Source organism: Micromonospora sp. DT46 (assembly GCF_049841735.1).
GTDB classification, from domain to species: Bacteria; Actinomycetota; Actinomycetes; order Mycobacteriales; family Micromonosporaceae; genus Micromonospora; species Micromonospora reichwaldensis.
In genome coordinates, this window is the sequence record NZ_JBNCKW010000004.1 from 426,997 (window position 1) to 451,700 (window position 24,704).

Annotated in this window: 23 protein-coding genes; 20 read left to right on the top strand and 3 right to left on the bottom strand. The window is 74.3% G+C overall.

The annotated features are described in order from the left end of the window. Nucleotides 1-586 precede the first annotated feature (586 nt). Nucleotides 587-2,236 carry a glycoside hydrolase family 10 protein gene (locus ACLQ20_RS13345; RefSeq protein WP_425855928.1) on the top strand — a complete coding sequence of 550 codons (1,650 nt, stop codon included), beginning with the start codon at nt 587-589 and terminating at the stop codon, nt 2,234-2,236. 106 nt (nt 2,237-2,342) lie between these two features. After that, nucleotides 2,343-3,257 (top strand): GNAT family N-acetyltransferase, encoded by a 915-nt coding sequence (locus tag ACLQ20_RS13350; protein WP_425855722.1) that lies wholly within the window; start codon nt 2,343-2,345, stop codon nt 3,255-3,257. A 35-nt stretch (nt 3,258-3,292) separates the two neighbouring features. Here ACLQ20_RS13350 and ACLQ20_RS13355 read toward each other — a convergent pair whose 3' ends face one another. Beyond that, nucleotides 3,293-3,934 carry an MBL fold metallo-hydrolase gene (locus tag ACLQ20_RS13355; RefSeq protein ID WP_358120164.1) on the bottom strand — a complete coding sequence of 214 codons (642 nt, stop codon included), beginning with the start codon at nt 3,932-3,934 and terminating at the stop codon, nt 3,293-3,295. A 145-nt stretch (nt 3,935-4,079) separates the two neighbouring features. On the opposite strand from ACLQ20_RS13355, the gene ACLQ20_RS13360 reads away from it, so the two are divergent. The 7 genes from ACLQ20_RS13360 (at nt 4,080) to ACLQ20_RS13390 (ending at nt 10,615) form a co-directional block, all read left to right on the top strand. Beyond that, nucleotides 4,080-4,625 carry a hypothetical protein gene (locus ACLQ20_RS13360; protein ID WP_358120161.1) on the top strand — a complete coding sequence of 182 codons (546 nt, stop codon included), beginning with the start codon at nt 4,080-4,082 and terminating at the stop codon, nt 4,623-4,625. A 127-nt stretch (nt 4,626-4,752) separates the two neighbouring features. Next, entirely contained in the window at nt 4,753-5,505 is a 753-nt protein-coding gene (locus tag ACLQ20_RS13365; protein WP_151452624.1) for an alpha/beta hydrolase, read from the top strand. A 77-nt stretch (nt 5,506-5,582) separates the two neighbouring features. After that, nucleotides 5,583-6,398 carry a hypothetical protein gene (locus tag ACLQ20_RS13370; RefSeq protein WP_425855723.1) on the top strand — a complete coding sequence of 272 codons (816 nt, stop codon included), beginning with the start codon at nt 5,583-5,585 and terminating at the stop codon, nt 6,396-6,398. A 94-nt stretch (nt 6,399-6,492) separates the two neighbouring features. Next, nucleotides 6,493-8,073 (top strand): phenylacetate--CoA ligase family protein, encoded by a 1,581-nt coding sequence (locus ACLQ20_RS13375; protein WP_425855724.1) that lies wholly within the window; start codon nt 6,493-6,495, stop codon nt 8,071-8,073. A 3-nt stretch (nt 8,074-8,076) separates the two neighbouring features. Beyond that, nucleotides 8,077-8,517: a DUF4188 domain-containing protein gene (locus tag ACLQ20_RS13380; RefSeq protein ID WP_425855725.1), complete on the top strand. Its 441-nt coding sequence runs from the start codon at nt 8,077-8,079 to the stop codon at nt 8,515-8,517. Continuing rightward, nucleotides 8,514-9,629, top strand: coding sequence for a hypothetical protein (locus tag ACLQ20_RS13385; RefSeq protein ID WP_425855727.1), 1,116 nt, complete (start codon nt 8,514-8,516; stop codon nt 9,627-9,629). The genes ACLQ20_RS13380 and ACLQ20_RS13385 overlap by 4 nt, the downstream gene beginning before the upstream one ends. A 2-nt stretch (nt 9,630-9,631) precedes the next feature. Continuing rightward, nucleotides 9,632-10,615 carry a nitroreductase gene (locus tag ACLQ20_RS13390; RefSeq protein WP_425855730.1) on the top strand — a complete coding sequence of 328 codons (984 nt, stop codon included), beginning with the start codon at nt 9,632-9,634 and terminating at the stop codon, nt 10,613-10,615. Between the two features lie 64 nt (nt 10,616-10,679). Here ACLQ20_RS13390 and ACLQ20_RS13395 read toward each other — a convergent pair whose 3' ends face one another. Continuing rightward, a complete protein-coding gene (locus tag ACLQ20_RS13395) occupies nt 10,680-11,969 on the bottom strand; it encodes an MFS transporter (RefSeq protein ID WP_425855731.1) in 1,290 nt (429 codons plus the stop codon). 212 nt (nt 11,970-12,181) lie between these two features. Here ACLQ20_RS13395 and ACLQ20_RS13400 point away from each other — a divergent pair, with 212 nt between their 5' ends. The 7 genes from ACLQ20_RS13400 (at nt 12,182) to ACLQ20_RS13430 (ending at nt 19,557) form a co-directional block, all read left to right on the top strand. Next, nucleotides 12,182-15,178 carry an MXAN_6230/SCO0854 family RING domain-containing protein gene (locus tag ACLQ20_RS13400; RefSeq protein WP_425855733.1) on the top strand — a complete coding sequence of 999 codons (2,997 nt, stop codon included), beginning with the start codon at nt 12,182-12,184 and terminating at the stop codon, nt 15,176-15,178. 69 nt (nt 15,179-15,247) lie between these two features. Further along, nucleotides 15,248-15,550, top strand: coding sequence for a hypothetical protein (locus ACLQ20_RS13405; RefSeq protein WP_151452618.1), 303 nt, complete (start codon nt 15,248-15,250; stop codon nt 15,548-15,550). Nucleotides 15,551-15,557: 7 nt separating this feature from the next. After that, on the top strand, nt 15,558-17,222 hold the full coding sequence (locus tag ACLQ20_RS13410; RefSeq protein WP_425855734.1) for an alpha/beta hydrolase: 1,665 nt from the start codon (nt 15,558-15,560) through the stop codon (nt 17,220-17,222). Beyond that, a complete protein-coding gene (locus tag ACLQ20_RS13415; RefSeq protein WP_151452616.1) occupies nt 17,219-17,758 on the top strand; it encodes a hypothetical protein in 540 nt (179 codons plus the stop codon). Before ACLQ20_RS13410 ends, ACLQ20_RS13415 begins: the two co-directional genes overlap by 4 nt. Before the next feature lie 153 nt (nt 17,759-17,911). After that, complete coding sequence (locus tag ACLQ20_RS13420) at nt 17,912-18,517, top strand: dihydrofolate reductase family protein (RefSeq protein WP_151452615.1); 606 nt, start codon at nt 17,912-17,914, stop codon at nt 18,515-18,517. Then, nucleotides 18,514-18,678: a hypothetical protein gene (locus ACLQ20_RS13425; RefSeq protein ID WP_192581235.1), complete on the top strand. Its 165-nt coding sequence runs from the start codon at nt 18,514-18,516 to the stop codon at nt 18,676-18,678. Before ACLQ20_RS13420 ends, ACLQ20_RS13425 begins: the two co-directional genes overlap by 4 nt. 72 nt (nt 18,679-18,750) lie before the next feature. Next, nucleotides 18,751-19,557: an ABC transporter permease gene (locus ACLQ20_RS13430; protein WP_358120134.1), complete on the top strand. Its 807-nt coding sequence runs from the start codon at nt 18,751-18,753 to the stop codon at nt 19,555-19,557. A gap of 90 nt (nt 19,558-19,647) precedes the next feature. On the opposite strand, the gene ACLQ20_RS13435 is transcribed toward ACLQ20_RS13430, so the two are convergent. Continuing rightward, nucleotides 19,648-20,445: a siderophore-interacting protein gene (locus ACLQ20_RS13435; protein WP_327028506.1), complete on the bottom strand. Its 798-nt coding sequence runs from the start codon at nt 20,443-20,445 to the stop codon at nt 19,648-19,650. A 245-nt stretch (nt 20,446-20,690) separates the two neighbouring features. Here ACLQ20_RS13435 and ACLQ20_RS13440 point away from each other — a divergent pair, with 245 nt between their 5' ends. Genes ACLQ20_RS13440 through ACLQ20_RS13455 form a run of 4 tightly spaced genes read left to right on the top strand, consistent with a single transcriptional unit; the run spans nt 20,691 to nt 24,644 of the window. Then, nucleotides 20,691-21,719, top strand: coding sequence for an iron-siderophore ABC transporter substrate-binding protein (locus ACLQ20_RS13440; protein WP_425855738.1), 1,029 nt, complete (start codon nt 20,691-20,693; stop codon nt 21,717-21,719). Beyond that, nucleotides 21,716-22,759, top strand: a complete 1,044-nt coding sequence (locus ACLQ20_RS13445) for a FecCD family ABC transporter permease (RefSeq protein ID WP_151455830.1) — start codon at nt 21,716-21,718, stop codon at nt 22,757-22,759. The genes ACLQ20_RS13440 and ACLQ20_RS13445 overlap by 4 nt, the downstream gene beginning before the upstream one ends. Continuing rightward, nucleotides 22,756-23,790: a FecCD family ABC transporter permease gene (locus tag ACLQ20_RS13450; protein WP_151455831.1), complete on the top strand. Its 1,035-nt coding sequence runs from the start codon at nt 22,756-22,758 to the stop codon at nt 23,788-23,790. Before ACLQ20_RS13445 ends, ACLQ20_RS13450 begins: the two co-directional genes overlap by 4 nt. After that, the gene (locus tag ACLQ20_RS13455; RefSeq protein WP_151455832.1) at nt 23,787-24,644 is read left to right on the top strand and encodes an ABC transporter ATP-binding protein; all 858 of its coding nucleotides are present in this window, start codon (nt 23,787-23,789) and stop codon (nt 24,642-24,644) included. The genes ACLQ20_RS13450 and ACLQ20_RS13455 overlap by 4 nt, the downstream gene beginning before the upstream one ends. Nucleotides 24,645-24,704: the final 60 nt, after the last annotated feature.

Consider the following 24,704-nt stretch of genomic DNA (forward strand, 5'->3'; position numbering starts at 1 on the left):
GCTCGGCGCAGATCATGACCGCCGGTCCCGGTTCGGCGCGATGGGCGATTGCCCCGGTCGCACCTCACCGTCTGCAAAGGGCGTGAAAGCGGTAGGCTGTCGAAGGCGGGTATGTGGCGGCCGATGACGCGCCCCAACCACCCGCCTTCTTCCCGGCTTGCAGCTGCCAGCTGATCTGTTGTGCGCTGCCCTGTGACATCTTGGAGTCCGTTTTGGCAGATATGACGCCGCCCGTCCTGAATCCCTTCGCTTCAGGGAGCGACCGGGACACCGACCGCGAACACGGGCAGGCGGTGGACGTGAGCGCGGACGCGATGACCCGCATGCGCACCCCGTTCGTCTCCCGGGACACCGACCGCAGCACCGCTGACAAAACCGACCGACAGTAGCCACAGGTGTCCCGCGTCCCGTGGCGCCTGAAGATCACCGGGTCGGTCACGGCAGATCCGCTCTGGTGGCCGCTCTCCGGGGAGCGCTCCCGCTGCCGGACGCGTCGCAGTCCTCCGGGTCGGCGGCCAGCCTTATCCGACCGTTAAGTAGCGGTCGGCCTGGTGCGCCCGGAGGTTCGACTGTGCAGACTGAAGCGATGCGCGCCGCCGACTCGCCCGCCCGCCGCCGTCGTACCCAGGCATTCGTCGCGGTGGTCGCCGCGCTCGCCGTGGCGGTCGCCCTCGGCGCCTGGTCGCTGCGGGACGGGGTCGCCGGTGGACCCGGCCTGTCGGAGCGGGGCGCCGTGACCCCCTTCGGGGCCGCCCCGGCGGATCGCACCCCCGCCTGCGCCGGTCGACCGGCCGAGGCGCCCCGCGAGCTGCGGGGCATGTGGATCACGACGGTCAACAACATCGACTGGCCGAGCCGGCGGGGGCTGTCGCCCGAGGCGGCGCGGGCCGAGTTCCGGGGCTGGCTGGACCTGGCGGTGCGGCACCACCACAACGCGGTCTTCGTGCACGTGCGGCCGAGCGGGGACGCACTCTGGCCGTCGGCGTACGCGCCGTGGTCGGAGTGGCTGACCGGGCGCCGCGACGGCCGCGACCCGGGCTGGGACCCGATGGAGTTCATGGTCGCCGAGGCGCACGCCCGCAACCTGGAGTTCCACGCCTGGTTCAACCCGTACCGGGGCGGGCAGCCGGCCACGGTGGGCGGGCCCGGCCCGAGGCTGGACCGGCTCGCGCCGACGCACCCGCTGCGGCGGCACCGCGACTGGGTGGTGACCTACCCCAGCGCCGACCGGCCCGGCAGCCGCCTCTACTTCAACCCCGGCATCCCCGAGGCGCGAACGTTCGTCGAGGACTCGATGCTGGAGGCGGTCCAGCGGTACGACGTCGACGGGGTGCACTTCGACGACTTCTTCTACCCGTACCCGGAGGCCGGGCAGGACTTCCCGGACGACGCGACGTTCGCCCGTTACGGCCGGGGGTTCGCCGACAAGCACGCCTGGCGCCGGGACAACGTGAACACGCTGGTCCGCGAGATGAGCGAGCGGATCAAGGCGATCAAGCCCTGGGTCAAGTTCGGTATCAGCCCGTTCGGCATCTGGCGCAACGAGCGCACCGACCCGGCCGGCTCGGCGACCGCGGGGTTGCAGAGCTACGACGACATCTACGCCGACACCCGACTCTGGGTACGGCGGCAGTGGCTGGACTACGTCGTGCCGCAGCTGTACTGGCACATCGGTTTCGACAAGGCCGACTACGCCAAGCTGCTGCCGTGGTGGGCGGCCACGGTGCGGGGCACCCGGGTGCAGCTCTACATCGGCCAGGCCGACTACCGGGTGGGCGAGCGCGGCGCCTGGCGCGACCCGGCCGAACTGGACCGCCAGCTCGCCCTCAACCGCCGGCACGGCGCGAGCGGAAGCGTGCACTTCAGCGCCAGGCAGGTGCGCGCCGACAAGCTCGGCGCGGTCAGCCGGTACCGCGCGGCCCACTACGCCGGGCCGGCGCTGGTGCCCGTGATGGCACAGCTGCCGGCGACGCCGCCGGCCGCCCCCACGGTCACCGGGGCGCGGCGTGCGGGCGTTGGCGGGGTGACGCTGACCTGGCGTGGGGACGGCGCCGCGAGCTTCGCCGTCTACCGCGTCGACGGCGACACGGCCCGGCTCGTCGGCATCGCCCGGGGCACCGGCTGGGTCGACCGCACCGCCCCGGCCGACCGTCCGCTGTCCTACTGCGTCTCCGGCCTGGACCGCAGCGGCAACGAGGGCCGCCTCAGCGCACCGGTGGCCGTCGCGGCGCGGTAGGAGGGGTTTCCAGGCTCGCCCGCGGCGCCCGGCCCGGACGGACCGCGACGGGGTGGCCGGCAGTAATCGTGTTGACCGGACGGGGCGTCTCTGGCGGACTTTGCCGGTGGACACTGCCGATCTCGCCGCGCGCCTGGCCTGCGTCCGGCGAACCTGGACCCCGCAGCAGCGGCTGCACGTCGGCAACGTCGCCTGGTCCCACGCCCACGGGGACGGCAGCGCGGCCCCTGACCGCACCCTCGCCTGGTGCCGCCCCCTGCTGGGTTTCGCCGACATCTGGCTACCGGCGTCGGCCGAGGAGCCGGCGAACGCGTCGCTCCACCTGTCGCCGCGGACCATGCCCCCCCGCCAACTGGTGGACGCGCTCGACGAGCTACGACAGGTCGCTCCCCGCGTCAGCCTGGAGGTGCCCCTACAGCAGACCGAGCTCATCGACGCGCTGTCGGCGCGGGGTTTCGTCGAGTCCGGTGGGCCGTGGTTCGCGCAGCTGTGGCGCAGTCTCGCGGACCTGTCCGACCTCGAGGCGCACACCGCCCCCGACGGCTACTCGATTCGCGCCGTCCGTCCCGACGAGCTGGCGGCTCGGGTCGAGGTGCACCGTCGCTGCTGGGACCCGGCACGCATCAGGCGCATGCTCGGCCTTCCGGTGACCGGCGATGAGGGCAGCTCGAGCTACTCGATCGACAGACACCTGGCGGTGACGGCCACTCCGGTCTACCGCGGGGAGCTGGACATGGTCGCCGTGGCAGCTGACGGATCGCTGGCCGCCTTCGGTCTGGGATGGCTCGACGCGGAGTCGGGGTCGGTCTTGTTCGAGCCGGTCGGGACCGGGCCGCACCACGCCGGGCGTGGACTGGGGCGCGCCGTGTGCGCCGAGATCCTGCGGGCGGCACGTGACCTCGGCGCCACCCAGGCGGTGGTCGGCCCGCGCGGCGACGGCGGATACCCGGTGCCACGCCGGCTCTACGAAGGGCTGCGGATGCGGGAGGTCGCCCAGGTCGTCCGCTTCGCCACCGCATGAGGACGGACGACCCGGCTCGGCCGACGAGCGTACGGTCAACCGACGAGGTGGACACGCTCCCCGGGTCGCAGGCGGCGGATGTCGGCGCCCAGGCGGTCGGCCTCGCTCCGCAGTACGCCGTCGAGCACCCGCAGGCCCCAGTCGTTGAGGAGGCCGTCGTGGATGGCGTAGGCGCGCCGGGGTGCCGTCCGGCGTAGGTGCTCGATCAGGTCGGGGACGGTCATCCACGGCGCCTGGCCGGGCACGAGCAGCGTGGGCACCTCCACGACGGTCAGCGCGTCACCGGGATGGAAGACCTCCTCGTCGATCAGGAAGCCGACGTTGTCCACGGGCGGGACGTCGGGGTGGCTGCGGTGGTGTTTCTCCCCGACCACCCGTACCCGGAAGCCCGCCACGTGCAGCACGTCGCCCTCGCGGACCACGTGGACCCGATCCTCCAGGCCCGTCAGGTGCCGGGCGACACCCGGACAGGTGTAGACGGCCAGAGCGGGATCGACCGCGACGGCCGCGTGCAGCCGGTCGGGCTCGAAGTGATCGAAGTGTTCGTGGGTGATGAGCACCGCCTCCACGTCCGCCAACGCCTCGGGCTCGGGCGTCATCGCGCCGGGGTCGATGACGAGCGCACGCCCCGCCTTCTCCAGTCGGACGCAGGCGTGGCCGTACTTGGTCAGCTCCATCGCTCCCTTGTAGCACCACCCGCGCCGGAAGGGCTGCCCACGGGTCTGCCTCGGTGGCCGGATCTGCCGCAGGCAGAACCCGGTAGGCGACGGAGGGGTCGCCCCGGTTGCGGCCACGCCCGGGCGCGCCGGTTACCCTGCGGCGGTGGTGGTCGGCGAGGACGGGGAGCGGCTGGCGGCGTCGCTGGCCGACCGGCTCGACGCGGTCACCTTCACCGACCTGACCACGGACCAGGTCACCGCCCGGCTGATCGACGCGGTGGTCGACTGGGCGGGGGAGCGGGGCTGGCGGGTCTACCGGCGGGCGTCCAGCGTGTTGCCGCTGCCGCCGCCGATGTCCGCTCAGCAGTCGGTGCTCGACGTGGCCTGTGCCCGCCCGGACGGGCCGCCGGTCGTCGTCGAGGTCGATCACGGTACGCGCCGCCGTACCTGGGAGAAGTTGCTCGCCGAGGCCGACGCGGGGCGTCTCCCGCTCTGGGTGCGCTGGGGCGCCGGCCGGTTCACCGCGCCGCCCGCGCCGATCCTGATGGTGGCCTGCGAGGTGAGCGGGCGGCCGGATCCGACCGGCCGGGGCCGGGTGCACAGTCGTTCGCCGCGAGCCGACAAGCTGCCGCCGGCGCATTCGGCCGTGCGGGTCGCGACGGTGGACGCCGTCGAGCTGCCGCTGCCGCCGCCCGGCACCGGGGCCTGAGCCGGACGGCAACGGCCGCCGTACGCCTCGCGGGGACCGCCCCGGCGCATGGGCGCCAGCGGGCGGTCGACGGTGCGACGCTCGGCAGGGGCACCACAGAGTGGCCGAGCCGTGCCAGACTGCGATCATGGACGAGACGCCGAGCTTCCTTCGCCCCTTCGTGCTGACGCCGACGGCACGCCAGCCCGAGCGGGAGGCGAATCTCGACTGGTACGTGCCGGAGGGCGGCGGTCCGCACCCCGCCGTGGTCCTCGTCCACGGTGGACCGCTGCCACCCGGCCCGCACCAGGGTCCCCGCGACTGGCCGGTCTTCCGCGGCTACGGCTGCCTTCTCGCCGACCTCGGTCTCCTGGCCGTCACCGTCGAGCACCGGATGCGCGTCGTCGTCGGTCCGCAGGGCCCCGTCACCGACTGCCCGACCGCCGCCCTCGACGTCGCCTCGGCCGTGGAGCGGGTCCGCGCCGACCCGCGCGTCGACGGCGGGCGGATCGCCCTGTGGTTCTTCTCCGGCGGGGGACTGCTGAGCACGGACTGGCTGCGGGACCGGCCTTCCTGGCTGCGGGCGGTGGCACTGACGTACCCCGTCCTCGCGCCGCTGCCAGGTTGGGGCGTCGACCCGCGCTTCGCGCCGGGCGCGGCGATCGGCGCGGCGGGTGGGCCCGTACCGCCGCTGCTGATCACCCGGGTCGGCCGGGAAGGGGAGGAGATGGCCGAGACGGTCGCGGCGTTCCTCGACGCGGCGGGCGACGCCGGCGTACGGGTGGACGTGATCGACGTACCGGGCGGGCAGCACGGGTTCGACATGCTGGACCACACCGACGAGTCCCGGCGGGCGGTCGAGCAGGCGGCCGACTGGATCTCGCAGCGACTGGCCCCGTGACCGGCTCCCCTTCCCGTCCCTGACCGGCGACGCTCAGCGGCGCGGCGGCGGGCCGGGCGACCGGGAGGAGCCCGCGAGTGCACGTCAGCATGGCGACCAGCGCCGGTAGGGCCGGCAGGCCGAACGAGGACTTCGTCGGCGCGGTCCCCGGCGCCGCCGTGCTGCTGGACGGCGCCGGCATCCCGGGCACGGAGTCGATCTGCTCCCACGGTGTCGCCTGGTACACGCACCGCCTCGGCGGCGCGCTGCTCGGCCGGCTGTCGCGCGACGACGGGCGGGACCTCGTGGCGATCCTCGCCAGCGCGATCGACGAGACAGCCGCCGAGCACCGCGACACCTGCGACCTCACGAACCCCGGCAGCCCGCAGGCGACCGTGGTGATCGTCCGCGCGCACCGGGGTCGCCTGGACCATCTCCTGCTCGCGGACTCCTTCCTCGTCCTCGACCAGGTCCGCGGCGGCCCGCAGGTCCGCACCGACGAGCGCGAGGTCACCGCCAGGCGGATCTGCTCCGCGCCTCTGGACGGCGTCCCCAGGGGAACCCGGGAGTACGACCGCATCCGGGACTCCTGCGTGGAGGCGCTGCGGGCGCGTCGGAACCAGCCGGGCGGCTACTGGATCGCCAAGGACGATCCGCGCGCGGCGGAGGAGGCGGTGACCGGCAGCCGGCCCCTCGACGACCTCAACGGCGTCGCGCTGCTCAGCAACGGCGCGAGCCGCATCGTCAGCCCGTACGGCCTGACCGACTGGTCCGGCGTGGCGGACCTGCTCGGCGCGCACGGCCCGGCCGAGATCATCCGCCGCGTCCGGCAGGCCGAGGACCGCGCCCGCGGTGGCCCCGATGCGCCGGTCCCGGACGACGCCACGGTCGCCCACTGCACCCACCTCGGGTAGGGGCCGGCGCCCGGATCGAGCTGGGTGCGGGTACTCAGCGCCGACCGGTGCGACAGCTCAGGCATCCTCGGTCGGCGGCGCCGAGGATTCTGACATGGCCGAGACGCTGCATCGATACGCTGATCCGTCCTTTCTCACGGCACCACGTCTGACGGCCGGCGAGCGCTGGCGCCGGGTACGTCTGACGATCTCCGGTCGGTTGATCGGGGCGGCGGTGCGGCTCGCCGGCAGCCATCCCGCCTCGTGGCGGTGGTCGGCCCGGCGGCACCACCGGGCACTGGACGTGCTCGCGGCGGCGAACGCGCGCGCCGGTTGCGCGCTCGCCGCGCTGGACGTCCCGGCGTACCGCGCCTTCCTGCGCGCCCGGCCGGCCGGGTCCCGCCGCCGGCTGCGGGACTTCCCGGAGACCGACAAGGTGAGCTACGTCGTCCCCTTCGACGCGGCCCGGCGCTGCCGGGGCGGACGACTGCCGGAGCGGGGCGTGGTGGTCGACGAGTCGGCCGGCTCGTCGGGCCGGCCCTTCAACTGGCCCCGGGGCGAGCGCGAGCTGCGCGCGGTGCACCGCGACATCGTCGGCTACACCAGCCTGGTCTTCCCGATGCGTCGTCCGTTCGTCATCAACGCCTACTCGATGGGCGCGTGGGCGACCGGGACGACGACCGGCGCCGCGATGGCCCGGATCGCGGTGGTCAAGAACACCGGCCCGGACCTCGGCAAGATCGTCGACACGCTTCGCGAGTTCGGCCCGGACTTCGACTACCTGGTGACCGCGTACCCGCCGTTCCTCAAGCACCTGCGCGACCGGCTCGACGCCGAGGGCTTCGACTGGTCGCGCCACCGCATCTTCGCCAGCTGCGGGGGAGAGGCGATGACGGAGGCGTTGCGCGCCTACCTGGAGGAGCGGTTCCTGCGGGTCCGGTCGGCGTACGGCGCTTCGGACCTGACCATCGGCATCGGCGCGGAGACCCGGTTCACCGTGTGGCTGCGGCGGCGCCTGCGTGACGACCCCGAGCTGCGGGCGGCACTGCTCGGCGCCGACGAGCAGCGGTTGCCGATGGCGTTCCAGTACAACCCGCTGGCCACCTACCTGGAGACCAACGAGCGCCGGGAACTGCTCTGCACGATCATCGGCCCCGACGTCCTGCAACCACGGCTGCGGTACAACGTCGGCGACGAGGCGCTGCTCGTCGGGTATCGACGGATCCTCGACCTGGTCCGCGGCGACCCGCGGCGCTGGGCCGAGTGCCGCGCGGCGCTGGCCAGCGAGCGGATGACCCTGCCGGTGCTGCTGCTGTTCGGCCGGCGCGACTCGACGGTGTCGTACCTGGGCGCCAACCTCTATCCCCAGGACGTGGAGTACGGCCTCTACGCCGACAACCCGTACGCCGCCGAGATCAGCCGGTTCTGCCTGTCGCTGGCCGAGGACGCCGCGCTGGAGACCCGGCCCGTGGTCCACCTGGAACTGCGCCGCCCACTGTCCGGGTCGGACCGCGAGGCTCTCGCCGCCGCCTGCCGCAGCGGGGTACGCGGACACCTGGCGGCCGTCTCCCGCGACTTCGCGCAGTCGCTGACCGAGGACCCGACGGCCGGTGATCTCCGCATCGAGCTGCACGAACCGGGCGCCGGCCCGTTCGCCGGACAGCAGAAGATCAAGAACGTCTACCTGAAGGGCTGAGCGATGCGTACCCGTGACTTCTCCCGCGCCCCCGCGCGGGCCCAGGCCGGCGCCATGTTCTTCGGCGCCACCCGCTACCGCGGGCCGCTGGCGATCCTGCGGCTCTTTCCGGCCTGGCGCCGGATGGTCCGCGACATGCGCCGCATGTCCGGATACCGCTGGCACCGGGTGTACTGGGAGTTCCCGTTCACCCTCGGCACCGTCGCGTTCTTCACCGACCGCGAGGCACTGATGCGCTTCGCCCGCTCCCGCCACCACCGCAAGCTGATGGTCTGGCTCACCGACGGCGACCGCAACGCCACCGCGGGCTTCATCCGGCTCTTCACCGCCGAACCCGACGGCTACTCCAACGGCCTGTGGCGGGCCGAGTCCGCCGAGTTGGGGCACATCGAGACGTTCACTCCGCTGGGCTCGGAGACGGTGGGGCCGGCGGTGCGGCGATGACCGCCCCGCGCGGCCTGGAGCGGGTCGTCGACCGGCGCGGCCTGCGCGAGTTCCTGGCGCTCACCGACCGGGTGTACGCCGGTGAGCCGCGCTTCGTGCCGCCCTCGCGCCAGCAGGTGCGACGGTGGTGGCGCGACGGCGTGCCGATGTACGTGCTGCGCGACGGCGGAACCGGTGCGGTCGTCGGGCGCACCACCCTGCACACCGACGCCGCCCTCGACGCCAAGCTCGGCCGGCGGTGTCAGCTCTTCGGGCTCACCGAGTTCACCGAGGCGGCGGCGCGACCGCTGTTCGAGGCGATCGTCGCGGCCGCCCGCGCCGCCGGCGACCGGGACGCGCTCTTCGGGCCGGTGGCGTTGCTGCCCAACCAGGCGGGCGGCGTCATCACCTCCGGGTACGCCGACCGGGGCTTCATCGACAGCGCCTGGAACCCGCCCCGGTACGTGACCGCCTACGAGTCGTACGGGTTCCGGCGGCGGTTCGAGTCGGACACCTGGATCTGCCCGGTCCCCGCCGGCGACGACGAGCCTGGCGCCGACGAACCTGGCACCGACCAGCCCGGCACCGACCCCGACGGCGCGGAGCTGCGGGTGCACCGGGGCGACGTCCGGCGCCTCGCCGAGCAGCTCGAACTGCTGCGCGGGATGCTCAACGCGTCCTTCGCCCAGCTCGGCTACTACACCGAGATCTCCGCCGCGCAGCTGCGCCGGCAGACCGACGGGCTCGCGTACCTGCTGGACGAGTCGCTGCTGCTCTACCTGACCAGGGCCGGGCGGCCCGTGGCGTTCGTGCTCTGCGTGCCGGACATCAGCGAGTTCGTCGTCCGGGTCCGGGGCGACCTCAGCCTGCTCCACCAGCTCCGGCTGCTGGCGGTCCGCCGCCGGTACCGGCGGGAGGCGGTGCTGATCGTCAAGGGCGTGCTGCCCGAGTACCAGGGGCGCGGATACCAGCGGCTGCTCTCCGCCGCGCTGCGCCGCAACCTGCACGCCGGCGGGTACACCACGCTGCGCAGCACCTACGTCGGCCGGGACAACCCGGCCTCGGCCGCGCAGTACCGGGCGTCGGGCGGCCGGCCCCTGCACGGGTACACCTTCTACGAGAAGGCGCTGTAGAGATGGACCTCGCGGCGTTCCGCGCCCTGGCGCCGCTCTGCTGGCGGGCGCCGAGCGCGCACAACACCCAGCCGTGGCGCCTCGACCATCAGCCCGGGGCGGTCCGGGTCGGCTGGGAGCCGGCGCACACCCTGCCGGCGGCCGATCCGTCCGGCCGGGACCTGCGGCTGTCCCTGGGCGCCTTCGTCGAGACCTGTCTGGTCGTCGCGGCCGACGCCGGGCTCCGGCTGCGCTTCGTCGCCGACCACTGTGCCGCCGACCGTCGGGCAGGCTGGCTGCGGGCGTCCCCGCACCGCTACGACACCCCGTTCGACGCGGCGCAGGTGCTCACCCGCCGCACCCACCGGGGCCGGTTCTCGGCCGGCCCGGACGCCGAGGTGCTGGCCGCCGCCGACGCCGTCGCGCGGGCGTCGGGCGGGACGGTCCGGGCCGTACCGGACGCCGGCCGGCTGGCCCGCCTGCTGAGGACCGCCGACCGGCAGACGTACGCGGAACCCGCGGTGGTCGCCGAGCTGCGGTCGTGGCTGCGGCTCACGCCGGCGCACCCGGACTACCACGCCGACGGGCTCACCGACCGGTGCCTGGGTCTGTCCGGGCGCGAGGCGACCGCGTTGCGGGCGGCGCTGGCGGCGTACCCGTTCCTGCGCCCGCTGGGCCTGCCCCGGCTCCTCGCGGCGGCGTCCGGCAACCCGCTCGCACGCGGTGGCGCCGTGATCGTCCTGATCGGACCGCCCGGGACGGACGACGCGACACATGTCGAATTCGGTCGGGTGCTCGCGCGCGTGTGGCTGACCCTGCACGCGGCCGGGCTGGCGGCGCACCCGCTGAGCCAGCTGATCGACACCGCCGCGACCCGCGACGCCCTCGGCTCGCTGCTGGGCGTGGTGCCGGAGCGCCTGCTGCACGTGGCCCGCGTCGGCCGGCCGGTGGGCCCGGCGGCACCCTCGGCGCGCCGGCTCGGCGGCTCCGGGCAGGGCTACCGTTGACCCCGGCGAGGGTGGCGGCACCTGCGGGGCGGGGTGCCGGCGTGCGGGTGGTACGTCCCAGGGGTCACGACGCCTGGCTGGTCGCGGGCCGCGGGGTCGCCGACGGGCGGGCCATCGGCTCCGAGCCGGCGCGGCGGATCGGGGTGAGCAGCCCGCCGACCGCGACCAGGAGGCACCCCGCTCCCGCGACGACGGTGACCGCGGTGACGCCGTAGCGGCCCGCCGCCCAGGTCAGCACGGCGGCGCCGGCCGGGCCGAGCGCGTAGTGCGTGCTCCAGAACGCCGAGGTGACCCGCCCGAGCAGGTGGTCCGGCGTGATCTCCTGGCGCAGCGACATCGAGCAGATCCCGCCCACGCTGACGCCGCACAGGTAGACCGCGGTCAGCACGGTGACGCCCCGTACGCTCCCGACGACGCCGATGCCCACGATGGCGAGGCCGCACACCGCGTGCGCGCCGATCCAGGTGATGCCGAAGCCACGCCTGCGGCGCAGCGGCGCCACCAGCAGCGCCCCGACGACCGTGCCCAGGGCCGCCAACCCCAGCACCGTGCCGACCGTGCCGTCGGAGCCGCCGAGGTCGTGCTTGACGTGGTAGACGAGGACGTCGGTGAAGCCGTACGTCAGGAAGATGAAGACCGACAGCAGGATGGTCAGCGAGCGGAGCACGGGCTGCCGCCAGAGGAACCGCGCACCGGCGAGGAACTCGGCCAGCCGGCCCTCGCGCCCCGCCGCGCCGCCGGCCGTCGCACCCTCGTCGGACCGCCGCAGCCGCACCAGCCAGAGGCCGAAGGCCGACAGGGCGAAGCTGGCCGCGTTGATGGCGATGGCCGCCGTGGCGCCGAAGCGGGCCGACACCACGCCGGCGAGCAGCGGCCCGAGCACGGCCGCCGCCGCGTACGTCGCCTGTAGGCGACCGTTGGCCTCGGTGATCCGGGGCCGGTCGACGAGGTTGCGCACCGCCGTCACCGCGGCGACCTGGAACACCATGCCCGCGGCCTCGCAGATCGGCAGCACGACGAAGAGCAGCCAGACCTGCGGGCCACCGAGCCAGGCCAGGGGGATGAGGCCGTAGAGCACCAGCCGGACCAGGTCGGCGGTGATCATCAATTTGCGCCTGTCGTACCGGTCGACCAGGACGCCGCCGAAGATCCCCGCGCCGACGGCCGCGGCACCGGCCGCGGCCGTGAGCAGGCCCATCTGGGCGACCGACCCGGTCGCGTGGAGCACGAGCAGCGGCACCGCGATGTAGGCGAACGAGTCGCCGGCGGCGGAGAGCGACTGCGCAGCCCAGTAGGCGCCGAAGTTGCGATCGCGCCACAGGGGACGCCGAACCGGATCGGTGCGTCGGCTCATACCGGCGAGGGTAATCCGAACCGTCCTGCGAGCGTTGTCCCTGGCGAGCCAGCCGGGCGTGTGCCGGCCGGGAATCGGGGTGAGGTCGGCCGTGGCCGCGCCGTATGATCCTCCCCGCGGTGGGCGGCTCCCCGCGGTGCTTCCTTCTCACCCTGTCCTGGCAACTAGCGTCGCGACTCTCCGCCCACCGCTTCGCACGGGGAGGCGCGAGCATGGATCCGCTGGCTGGGGTGCTGCTGCGACGCGCCGGCCGGGTCGCGGGGGTGGGCACGGGCGCCGCCCCTGCGGACGGTGTCGCCTGGGTGGCCGCGCTCGAGGCCGATCTGGCCGGTCGTGGCTGGCTGCTCCGGGACGACCTGCGCACGGCGGCGACCCGGCTGCCGGCGGCGGTGCGGGTCCGGTGGGCCGACTGGCTGCTGGCGACCATCGACGAGATGGTCGGCGCGGACCGCCCGATGCTGCCGCTCCACCGTTCGTTCCCCGACACCCCGCGCGACGTCGAGGCGGTCTACGTACGGCGGCTGCTGACCCATCTGTTCGCCATGCCTGGCGCGCCCTGCGTGCTGTGCGGCCGCGAGGACGGTGGCGCGCCGCTGGACCCGTGCGGCCATCCCGTCTGCCCGGCGTGCTTCCCGCCGGAGCAGGTCACCGCGTGCCCGGTCTGCGGCCGCCGGCTGGCGGCGGGCGACACCTACCTCCCCATCGTCGCGCCGTCTGCCCCGGTGCGCCGCCCGCCGCGACGAGCCGGTGCGTCGGCCGGGGACGCCGGCGAGCACCCCGTCCCGGCCGCGCCGCCGCTGCCGATGCGCCTCGCCGGGCTCGAGACCGACCCGGTCGGCGCCGCGGTCCGGCTCCGGGACGAGCTGGTCGCCCGGCCCGCCGCGCTGAGCGAGTCCGACCGGGCCGACCTCGGGGTGCTGGTGGACGCCACCGCGCCGGGCCGCCTCGACTGGTTGCCCGAGGTGGTGCCCGCGCGGGAGACCCTCGCGCTGGTCGTCGCCCGGGCGCTGCACGCCGCGACGGGCACCCCCGGCTACCGCGACGTGGTCGCCGCGGCCCGGCGGCGGTGGTCGACCGCGACGGACGTGGCGCGAACCCTGTGGGCGTACTCGGGTGGGGACCCGGGGCTGGTCCTGCCGCGGCGCGACGACGAGTCCGCGGCTCCGGGCGTGGCCTGGCGTCCGGTCCACGAGCCCGCCGTCGTCGTGCCGGTCACCCGGGTGCGGGCCCTGCCCCGGCCGCTGCGGCGTGCGGCTCTCGCTCATCTCGACGCCTGCGGAGCCGGGGGCGCGGCGGAGGATCTGCGGCGGCATCCGGCCGTCTGGAAGCGCCTGGGCGAGCGGCTGCACCCGTACGAGAACGTGGCCGCGCACCCGGCGGCGGCCGTCGCCTTCGCCGCGTTGCGCGGCACCCGCGCGGCCCGCGCCGGTGTCCTCGGCGCGGCCATCGTGGCGGCCTGCGCCCGCGACCCCCGGCGGCTCGTGCCGACCGGGCACCCCGACGGCACGGTCACGGTCCGCGTCAAGACCCACGCGTCCCTGGTGGAGGAGGCCCTGACCGGCGACGACGCGGCGGAGGCCGCCCGCCTGCTCACCGAACGTCCGGGCGAGCTGTGGCGCCGGCTCGACCACCTGCTGCGGGTCGCCGGCGACGATCTGGCGGCGTACGCGGCCGTCGAGGCAGCCATGCGCCGGACCGTGGCCCGGGTGGCACCCGGCGTGCTCGCCGCGGCGGCGGCTCAACTGACCGGCCGCGACAAGACGGTACGGGCGACGGCCGTCGAGCTGGCGGCGACCGCGCGGGCGCGGGCGGCGGCGCGGTCCCGCCGCTCCGAGCAGGCGGGTGCCGCCCCGGTGCTCACCGTCGGCCTGGGCGACGTCCTGCGCGCCGTCGCGCGGGGCGTGCGCGGTGCCGGCCCCGCCTTCCTGCGGGGGGCGCTCCGGCCGGGCGGCGAGGCATCCCCTCCCGCCGAGGCGCCGCCCGGAGGCGGCACCGTCGAGGAGCCCGACACCGTCGAGGAGTCCGGGATCGTCGGTGGCCGTCCCGGTCCCGGTATGCCCCGGCGGGTGTTCCATCCCCGCGGCAGCGTCGTGACCACCTGGACGGAGCCCGAGCGCCGCCCGCCGGTGCCGGTGCCGGCGATCACCGCGGTACGCGAACTGGTCGACGCCGAGTTGACCGCCCGCGCCGCCCGGCTCGGCCGGTTCGACGTGGCCGTCCTCGACGCCGCCCTGGCCGAGGTGCCCGCGCCGACGCGGGAGCGGGCCGCCTCGGCGCAGCTGGCGGGGTGGCCCCGGGGCAGTGTGCGGGCCCTGCCCGGCGCGCAGGTGTTGCGGTTCTTCCTGCACTGGGAGGACCCGGGCGCCACGCGGGTCGACCTCGACCTGTCCTGCGTGTTCTTCGACCGGGACTGGCAGCGGGTGGGCCACTGCGACTTCACCCGGTTGCGTTTCGCCGGCGACGGCGCGATCCACTCCGGCGACCTCACCTCCGCCCCGGCTCCGCTCGGGGCCACCGAGTTCCTCGACCTCCACCTGGCCCGTCTCGCCGAGCGCGGCGTGCAGTACGCGGTGCCGACCGTCCTCAGTTACAACGCCGTGCCGTTCGAGGCCCTCACGGAGGCGCTCGCCGGCGTCATGCTGCCCCTCAACAGGGGCGAGCAGTTCGACGGGGCCCGCGTCGCGCAGCGGTTCGACCTGCGCGGCAACGCCCGGATGCTGCTGCCGATGGTCGTGGACCTGCGTTCCCGGCGGTTGCTCTGGACCGACCTGACCCTGACCGGCCGTGGCTACGGCCACAGCGTCGACCGCCACGGTGACCAGCTCGCCCGGGCGGCCGCCGACCAGTGGGAGCACTTCCTGGGCGGCCACCACACCACGGTCCTCGACCTGCTGGCGTGGCACGCGGTCGGGCGCGCCGACCGGATCCTGGTCGGCCACGCGGACCGCACCTACATCGAGGTGCCGGCCGACGTGTCCGCCGTCCGCGCGGCGGCGTCGATGGACACCGGCGGGATCCGCGTACCGCCCGACCTGGCCGGCCGCACGGTCCTGGCCGGCGCCGCCGACCCCGACGCCCTCGACCGCCTGGTTCCCGCGCCCGCCCCGGTCGCGCCGGGCTCGACGGTGGTGACGGTGACCGGCACGCCCGGTCGCCCGTGGACGGTGCTGCGCGCCAGCGACGTGCTCGCCGGGCTGGGCACCGGCTGAGTCGACCGATCCGCGCGGCGCGTGGGGCGGGTAGGTAGGCTCGCATCGATCTTCGCGGGAGGCCAGTCAGTGATCGAACTTAACGTCGAGCCGGAGTTGCTGGAGAAGGCGTCGCGGATGTGCGACGACCTGCGGGACGACCTGCGGCGCGGTGTGTCCGACGTCGGAGACGAGACGCGGGCCGCGGTCGCCGGGCTGCCCGGCTGGCAGACCCGGGCGGCGCTGGAGCAGCTGCGCTGGTCGTGGTCGGACGACCTGGCCGGGTTGGACCGCTACCTGTCCCAGGTCGGCGACGCTCTGCAGGGCTGCGCGATGGACTACCGCTACAGCGACGAGGCCAGCGCCGCCCGTTTCGACATCCCCGAGCGGTGACCGCACGGTGGTGACGTACGCGGACCTGCGCGAGGCGCGCGTCGCCCCGCTGCGGGACGTCGCGCAGGCCTGGACGGACCTGTCGCGGGCCTGCGCGGAGCTGGAGGCGCGGTGTGGGGCCGAGCTGACCGGGCCGCTGCGCTCCTCGGGCTGGCAGGGACCGGCCGCCAGCGCCGCGATGGGCCGGCTCAGCGAGCTCGACGACGAGTTCGAGGTCGCGAGCCTGCAGACGCGGACCGCCGCGAGCGTGTTGCGGGAAGCGGCGGAGGAGTTCGGCGACCTGCAGCGGCGGTTGGAGTCGGCCGTCGGCGCCGCCCGATCCCTCGGACTGACCGTGGACGAGGCCGGGCGGGTGTCCGCGCCGGCGATGGCGGCAGGGGACAGGCACGACCCGGACGCGGAGACGATCCACCGTCGGCATGTCCGGAACGCCGCGATCCACACCGAGCTCATCACGCGCATCGTCACCGAGGCCACCGAGGCCGACAGCCGGATCGCCCGCGCCCTGACCCAGCTGAAGGCCGGCGCGCCGGGGCAGTTCGCCTGGGAGTACGACCGGGCCAACGACGGCGCCCTCGCCGCCGCCGTGGCGCTTCAGCTCAGCGAGGAGAGCATCCCGGCGCCGGGCAGCAGCCCCGCCGACGTGCACGCCTGGTGGAGCGGCCTGTCCGACGACGAGCGGCAGGTCTACCTCACCGCCTACCCGGAGCGGATCGGCGCACTCGACGGGCTGCCCGCCACGGACCGCGACGCGGCGAACCAACTGGCGCTGCGTACGTTCGTCGGTGACGACGTGGGCCGGCACCGCGACCGGGACGACCCGCGGCACGCCGCCGCGCTCATGCTGCTGGACAAGCTGGAAGGCGCGGAGAACGCGGCTCCGCACGAACGGCTCTACCTGCTCTCGTTCGATCCGGCGGGCGACGGGAAGGCGGCGGTCGCGATCGGCAACCCGGACACCGCCGCCCACACCGCGGTCCTCGTACCCGGCGTCGGCACCGAACTCGACGACATCCGTGGCCTGATCGGGCGGGCCGACGACCTGCGGGAGGCCTCGGTCGAGCTTGCCCCCGCCGGCGCCGACGTCTCCGTCGTGGCCTGGCTCGGCTACGACACCCCGTCGGTGAACCTCGACATCGTCAGCGCCGTGTTCGGGGCCAAGTCCGAGGCCGGGGCCCGCGCGCTCGACGGCTTCGTCGACGGACTGCGCGCCTCCCACGACGACAGTCCCTCCCACCTCACCGCCATCGGTCACAGCTACGGGTCGACCGTCCTCGGCGAGGCGGCCAGCACCGGCGACGGCCTCGCCGCGGACGACCTGATCGCCGTCGGCAGTCCCGGCATGCGCGTCGAGAACGCCGGCGAGTTCAACATCGACCCGAGACACGTGTGGGCCGGTGCCGCCGCCGACGACACCGTCGTCGCGCGACCGGAGGAGACGATCGGCTGGCTCGACGGCGTACCCGTCGTCGGGGAATGGCTGGTCGACGGTCTCGTCGGCATCCACGGCCCCGCCCCGCACGACCCGGAGTTCGGCGGCAACGTCCTGCACGTCGACACCTCCGGCCACAGCGGATACTGGGCGCAGAACAGTCAGATGCTGCGCTCCCAGGCGGCCGTCATCGTGGGCGACTACGAGGCAGCCGCCCTCGACCACGGCAAGGCCCCATGACCTCGCGTCACCGCCCGCCCCGGTGGCGCGCCGTGGCGGTGGCGGCCGTGCTGGTGCCCGCCACCGCCTGCGCGGGCGGGGAACCCGGCTCGTCGTCAGGAAAGGACGATTCGTTGCAGACCAAGGCCGCCGCCGAGGTGAGCACCCTGGCCGAGGCTCGCGCCCGGGCCGTCGCCACCACCGCCGGCGTCGCGCTCGACGCCTGGCGGACCAACACCTCGCCCTGCCAGGGCCAGCGGGGCGAGATCGCCGACGACGGACGGTGGACGTTGAGCGGCTTCGCCGGACTCCCGGTCCCGCCCGCCGACCAGATCGCCACGCTGGGGCGCATCCGCGACATGTGGCGGCAGCAGGGCTACGAGATCACCGAGGACCGCACCTTCGCCGACGGCACCCGGGGCGCCGTGTCGATGCGTGACCCCGACACCGGAATCACGATCAGCCTCACCACCACCGCGAGCCGGGACCGCGTCGCCCTGATCCTGGCGAGCGACTGCTACCGGCCTGCGGCCGGCGAGGACCCCGCCAACGCCTAGGTCACCGGCTCGTCAGCCGTGCCGAACCGGGCGTTGAAGCCCGGGCCGCGCCTGCGCATGATGGTGATCATCAGAACGGCGCCGTACGCCCACCCGGCACGGGCGGTACGCCGTCGTCCACCGCCTGAGCTTCCCGAACAGAAGGAAACAACCGTGCGCAAGCTCGTGTACTACATCGCCGTCACCCTGGACGGCTTCATCGCCGGCCCCGACGGCGCGGACCCCACCGGCCCCGGCGGATTCTGGCCGATCCCGGACGACTACCTGCAACACCTCGTCGCCGAGTATCCGGAGACGCTGCCGGGCCCGGCCCGGGAGGCGTTCGGCATCACCGGCGAGGGCGCCCGGTTCGACACCGTCCTGGAGGGGCGTCACTCCTACGAGCTGGGGCTGAAGGCCGGCCTCACCGACGCCTACCCGCACCTGCGCCACCTGGTGTTCTCTCGCACGATGGGGCAGAGCCCGGACCCGGCCGTCGAGGTCCTGTCCGCGGACCCGGTCGCCACCGTACGCGAGCTCAAGCGGCACGACGGCCGGGATGTCTGGGTGATCGGCGGCGGCGCCCTGGCCGGCGCCCTCTATCCCGAGATCGACCGCCTCGTGGTCAAGCTGGCCCCGTTGACCATCGGCGCCGGCATCCCGCTGTTCGGCCGCGGCGCCGTCTTCGAGCCGCGCACCTGGGAGCTGACGGACCATGTCGTCCTCGGCAGCGGCGCGCTCTTCCTGACCTACGACCGCACCGGTCGGGCGGACGCGTGACCGCCCCCGGTACGGCCACCGAGGGCACCCGCATCCCGGCCGACGAGGCCGTCCCGCGCCTCCGTGCGGCCACCGACCTGGGCGACCTGCCCATGGCGGACGCCTTCGTCAGGGCCGGCTACGTCAACGTCGAGCGCGCCATGGACATGTTCTGGAACTGATCCCCTGGGCGGTCGGCGCACGCGGCCCGGCGTCGTGCGCGCTGGCCGTCGGGGTGGCGGGAGACTGACCGCATGCCCTCGACGATGTTGGTGGTCGGCCCGAAGCTCGGCGTCGCGTTGGTGGTGTTGACCCTCGTGGCGGCGGCCGTCGTGACCGTGGGGAAGTTGGGCCACGGTCGGCAGGTGATGGTCGCCGCCGTCCGTGCCGCGGTCCAGTTGGGTGCGGTGTCGTTGCTGATCGCGGCCATCGTGGCGTCGCTCTGGGCCACGGCCGCGTTCGTGGCCCTGATGTGCGCCGTGGCGGCGGCCACCTCCGGCCGGCGCGTCACGGGCGGCAGGCGGGGGTGGTGGGCCGGCGCTCCGATCGTCGCGGGAAGCATGCTGGTGGTGCTGGGGCTGCTGCTGTCGGGCCTGGTGCCGCTGCGGGGCATCGCGATCGTTCCGGTGGCGGGGATCCTGATCGGCGGGGCGATGACCGCCACCTCGCTGGCCGGCCGTCGGGCACTGGACGAGCTGACCGGCCGGCGCGGCGAGGTGGAGGCCGCCCTGGCCCTGGGCCTGCTGCCACGCGAGGCGGTGTTGCTGGTGTGCCGCCCGGCGGCCGGGCAGGCGCTGGTCCCCGCACTGGACCAGACCCGGACGGTGGGCCTGGTGACCCTGCCGGGCGCGTTCGTCGGGGTGCTGCTCGGTGGAGCGAGCCCCCTGGCCGCCGGGGTGACGCAGCTGGTCGTGCTCGTCGGGCTCCTCGCGGTCGAGGCCGTCGCCGTCGTCCTCACCGTCGAACTGGTCGCCCGCGGCCTGCTGCGACCCGCGCGGCGCGAGCACCACCGCACCGACGCGTCAACCCGGTCGCGGCCAGCGGACCCCGGCCCGCCCTGACCGTGGGGCGGGCCCCGGGCGCGTACGCAGGAGGCTGCCCCGCGCGCGGCGGCTCCGGGTGCCCCGGCGGGCACACCGGCCGGCGGGCGCTCAGTGCGGGGCGAGCTTCCAGTAGCCGCCGAAGTAGACGCGCTCCTTGGCGATGCCGCGTTCGGTGCACAGGTGCCGACGGACGGTCGTGACCATGGCGGACTCGCCCGCGACGAAGGCGTACGGCGTGCCGGCCGGGAACGCCAGGTCCCGCAGCGTGCGGATCACCACGTCGCTGCCGCCCGCCGGTGTGCCGCCCCGGTGCAGCCAGGTCAGCGTGACCCCGGCCGGCGTGCGCACCCCGATCTCGTGTTCCGCGGAACCCACCTCGATCAGCGCGATCGCCCGCGCGTCCGGCGGCAGCGCCTCGACAGCCGCGGTGATCGCCGGCATGGCCGTCTCGTCGCCGACGAGCAGCTGCCAGTCGGTGTCGGCGGGCGGGGCGTACGCGGCGCCGTCACTGAGCACGCCGATCCGGTCGCCGGGCGCGGCTCTGCGCGCCCAGGCGGAGGCCGGCCCGCCGTCGCCGTGCAGCACGAAGTCGATGTCCAGCTCGCGCCGCCCGGCGTCCAGGCGCCGGACGGTGTAGTTGCGGACCACCGGTCGCTGCTCCGCCGGCATGGCCTGCAGGGCGGGCCACCACTGCGGCGAGCCCGGCAGGTGCAGTTCGGCGCCGGGTGCGGGGGCGAGGAAGATCCGTGCCAGCTGGTCGGGCCCGTCGTAGCCGAAGCGATCGAGCTCGGCGCCGGTCAGGGTGATGCGCCGCAGGTGAGGTGTGAGCGGCCGGTTGGCGACGACCTCGGCGAGCATCGGGCGCCTGATCACCCCGGCTTCGACCGCAATGGTGCCGACGGTCATGACGTCGCTCCTTCGTGGATCGCGAGCCATCTCCTGACTCTGAAGTTAGGTTAGCCTGTCCTGGGTTGGCCGAAATCCCGCCCCCGGTCGGTCGCGCGGCGCGGCGCGGCGCGGACTGTGCCGCCTCCGTAACCGCAGGTGGAACGGCATGCGGGGGCCCTTCATGGCGACCCCGCCGTAGATCAGGACAGCCTTGGAGCGTGTGTTAGGTTAGCCTCCCCTTACCAGCATTGAGGTGTACTTTCATGCGCTCAAACCGCTTCCTCACCGGGGTCGTCGCCCTGGCCGCCACGTTGGCGCTCACCGCGTGCGGCGGTTCGTCGAAGGCCGACGACGCCTCGACCGACGGCAGCTCCGCGGCGTTCCCCGTCACGATCACGCACGCGCTCGGCACGACGACGATCAAGGAGAAGCCGAAGCGGGTCGCGACAGTGGCCTGGGCGAACCACGAGGTTCCGCTGGCCCTCGGCATCGTTCCCGTGGGAATGGCGAAGGCCAACTTCGGCGACGACGACAACGACGGCGTCCTGCCGTGGGTCGCCGAAAAGCTCAAGTCGCTGGGCGGGACAGCCCCGGTGCTCTTCGACGAGAACGACGGCATCAACTTCGAGGCGGTCGCGGACACCAAGCCCGACGTCATCCTCGCCGCGTACTCGGGTCTGACCCAGCAGGACTACGACACCCTGAGCAAGATCGCCCCGGTGGTCGCGTACCCGAAGGCGCCCTGGGCCACGGCGTGGCGCGACACGATCAAGCTGGAGAGCCAGGCCCTCGGCCTGACCAAGGAGGGCGACGCGCTGATCGCCGACATCGAGAAGCAGATGGCCGACGCCGCCGGGAAGCACCCGCAACTGGCAGGGAAGTCGGCGATGTTCATGACGCACGTCGACCCGACCGACCTCAGTAAGATCGGCTTCTACACGACGCACGACACCCGGGCCCAGTTCTTCGCGGACCTCGGGATGAAGGCGCCGGCAAGCATCGCCGGGCTCTCCGCCGGCACCGACAAGTTCACGCTCGACCAGAGTGCCGAGCAGATCCAGGTCTTCGACGACGTGGACGTCATCGTCGCCTACGGAGACGAGAAGCTGCTCGCCGCCGCGCAGGCCGACCCGCTGCTGTCGAAGATCCCCGCCATCAAGCGCGGCTCGGTCGTGATGCTCTCCGGCAGCACGCCGCTGGGCACCGCGGCGAACCCGACCCCGCTGGCCATCCCGTTCGTGCTGAACGACTACGTCGCGATGCTCGCCAAGGCCGCCGACAAGGTGTCATGACCACGCTCGACTCGCGCGCCCTGCCGGACGTCGCCGTGGTGCGGCGTCCGGCCCGGGTACGGCTGCTGTGGTTCCTCGTCGCGGCCGCGGTGCTGCTGGCGGTCATGGTGGCGTCGGTCGCGCTGGGCTCCCGCACCGTCGGATGGTCCGACATCCTCGCCGCGTTGCAGGGCGCGGACGGCACCATGGAGCAGGCCGCCGTCACCAAGCGGATCCCGCGGACCCTGCTCGCCGTGGTCGTCGGCGCGGCCCTCGGCCTGTCCGGGGCGGTCATGCAGGGCGTGACCCGCAACCCGCTGGCCGACCCCGGCATCCTGGGCGTGAACATGGGGGCGTCGCTCGCCGTGGTCACCGCGATGGTCACCTTCGGCCTCTCCTCGGCGACCGGCTACCTCTGGGCGGCGATCCTCGGCGCCGGCCTCGCGGCCGTCTTCGTGTACGCCGTCGGCTCCCTGGGGCGCGGTGGCCCGACGCCACTCAAGCTCGCCCTCGCCGGTGCCGCCACGTCCGCCGCGCTCGCGTCGCTGATCAGCGCCTTCGTGCTGCCCCGCAACGACGTGGCCGGCGGCTTCCGTTCGTGGCAGATCGGCGGGGTCGGCGGTGCGACCTACGACAGCATCCGGCAGGCACTGCCGTTCCTCGCCGTGGGTTTCGCGATCTGCCTCCTGTCGGCCCGGGCCCTGAACTCGCTCGCGCTCGGCGACGAACTCGCGGCGGGACTCGGCGAACGGGTGGCCGTCGTGCGGGCCGTCGCGGCGATCGGTGCCGTGCTGCTCTGCGGCGCCGCCACGGCGGTCGCCGGACCCATCGGGTTCGTCGGCCTGGTCGTCCCGCACGTGTGCCGCCTGCTGGTCGGGCTCGACCACCGGTGGCTGCTGCCGTACTCCGCGCTCCTCGGCGCGTCGTTGCTGACCGCCGCGGACGTCGTCGGCCGGGTGGTGGCGCGCCCGGCGGAGATCGACGTGGGCATCGTGACGGCGCTGATCGGCGCCCCCTTCTTCATCTACATCGTCCGCCGGCAGAAAGTGCGCGAGCTGTGAGCACCACGACTCTCGAGGCGGTCACCCACGGCCGGGTCCGCCGTACGCTCCGGCGACGCGGCGTGCTCGTCGTGCTGGCTGCCCTCGTCGTCGCCGCGTTCGCCGTCTCGCTGATGGTGGGGCGCACCTTCTACCCGCCGGCGGACGTGCTGGCGGTGATCGCCGGCGAGGACGTCCCCGGGGCCTCCTTCACGGTGGGCACGCTCCGCCTGCCCCGGGCGGTCCTCGCGATCCTGGCCGGGGCCTGCTTCGGGCTCGGCGGCGTCACCTTCCAGACGATGCTGCGCAACCCGCTGGCCAGCCCCGACATCATCGGCATCAGTTCCGGAGCGAGCGCCGCGGCCGCCTTCGCGATCGTGACGCTGCACCTCGGGGAGGCGGGGGTGTCCGCCTTCGCGATCGTCGTCGGCTTGGCGGTGGCGCTGGTCGTCTACACGCTGTCGTTCAGGGACGGCGTCGCGGGAACCCGCCTCGTCCTGATCGGCATCGGCATCGCCGCGATGCTCGACAGCATCACCGCGTACGTCCTGACCCAGGCCGCCGAATGGGACCTGCAGGAGGCGATGCGCTGGCTGACCGGCAGCCTCAACGGCGCCACCTGGGCGGAGACCGTCCCGGTGGCGGTCGCTGTGGCCGTCCTGGCACCGGTGCTGCTGGGTCAGGCCCGCAACCTCTCCATGATGCAGTTGGGCGACGACACCGCGGCGGCGCTCGGCGTACGCCTGGAGCGCACCCGGATCCTGGTCATCGTCGCGGCCGTCGGTCTCATCGCCTTCGCCACGGCGGCGACCGGGCCGATCGCATTCGTCGCCTTCCTCTCCGGGCCGATCGCCGCCCGGATCGTCGGCCCGGCCGGCTCGCTGCTGCTGCCCTCCGCCCTCGTCGGCGCCCTGCTGGTGCTCGTCGCGGACTTCGCCGGTCAGTTCGCCTTCGACACACGCTTCCCCGTGGGCGTCGTCACCGGCGTGCTCGGCGCCCCCTACCTCATCTACCTGCTCATCCGTACGAACCGCGCGGGAGGCACGCTGTGACCACCACCCACACGCTCGCGGTCGAGAGCCTGACGCTCGGCTACGCCGACCGCGTCGTCATCGACTCGCTCGACCTCCTCGTGCCGCCCGGGAAGATCACGGCGATCGTCGGCGCGAACGCGTGCGGCAAGTCGACCCTGCTGCGGTCGATGTCGCGCCTGCTGGCGCCCCGCGCCGGCCACGTCCTGCTCGACGGTGAGCAGGTGCACCGGCTGCCGGCCAGGCAACTGGCCCGTACCCTCGGCCTGCTTCCCCAGTCGCCGACGGCGCCCGAGGGGATCACCGTGGCCGACCTCGTCGGTCGTGGCCGCAACCCGCACCAGCGCGTGTTCTCGCGCTGGAGCCGGGAGGACGACGCCGCCGTGGCGGCGGCCCTGGACGCGACGCAGACGGCGGACCTCGCCGACCGCCCGGTCGACGAGCTCTCCGGCGGCCAGCGGCAACGGGTCTGGATCGCGATGGCCCTGGCCCAGCAGACGGACCTGTTGCTGCTCGACGAACCGACGACGTTCCTCGACGTCAGCCACCAGGTCGAGGTCCTCGACCTGCTCACGGACCTCAACCTGACGCGCGGCACGACCATCGTCATGGTGCTGCACGACCTCAACCTCGCCGCCCGGTACGCGGACCACCTCATCGCGCTGGCCGCCGGCAGGCTGCACGCCGCAGGAGAGCCGGCGCGGGTCCTGACGCAGGAGTGCGTCCGCGCGGTGTTCGGCCTCGAAAGCCAGGTGATCGTCGATCCGACGTCGCAGAAGCCGCTGATGCTGCCGATCGGCCGCCACCACGTGACGACCAGCCCGGGCCCCGGCGCGCCTGACGGTCGCCGAGCCCCCGTTCACCGGAGCCATTAGGTGAGGCTAACCTGGCCCTCGATCGCTGGGAGGGCGCAGCTCGTGCACACATCGTCGTTT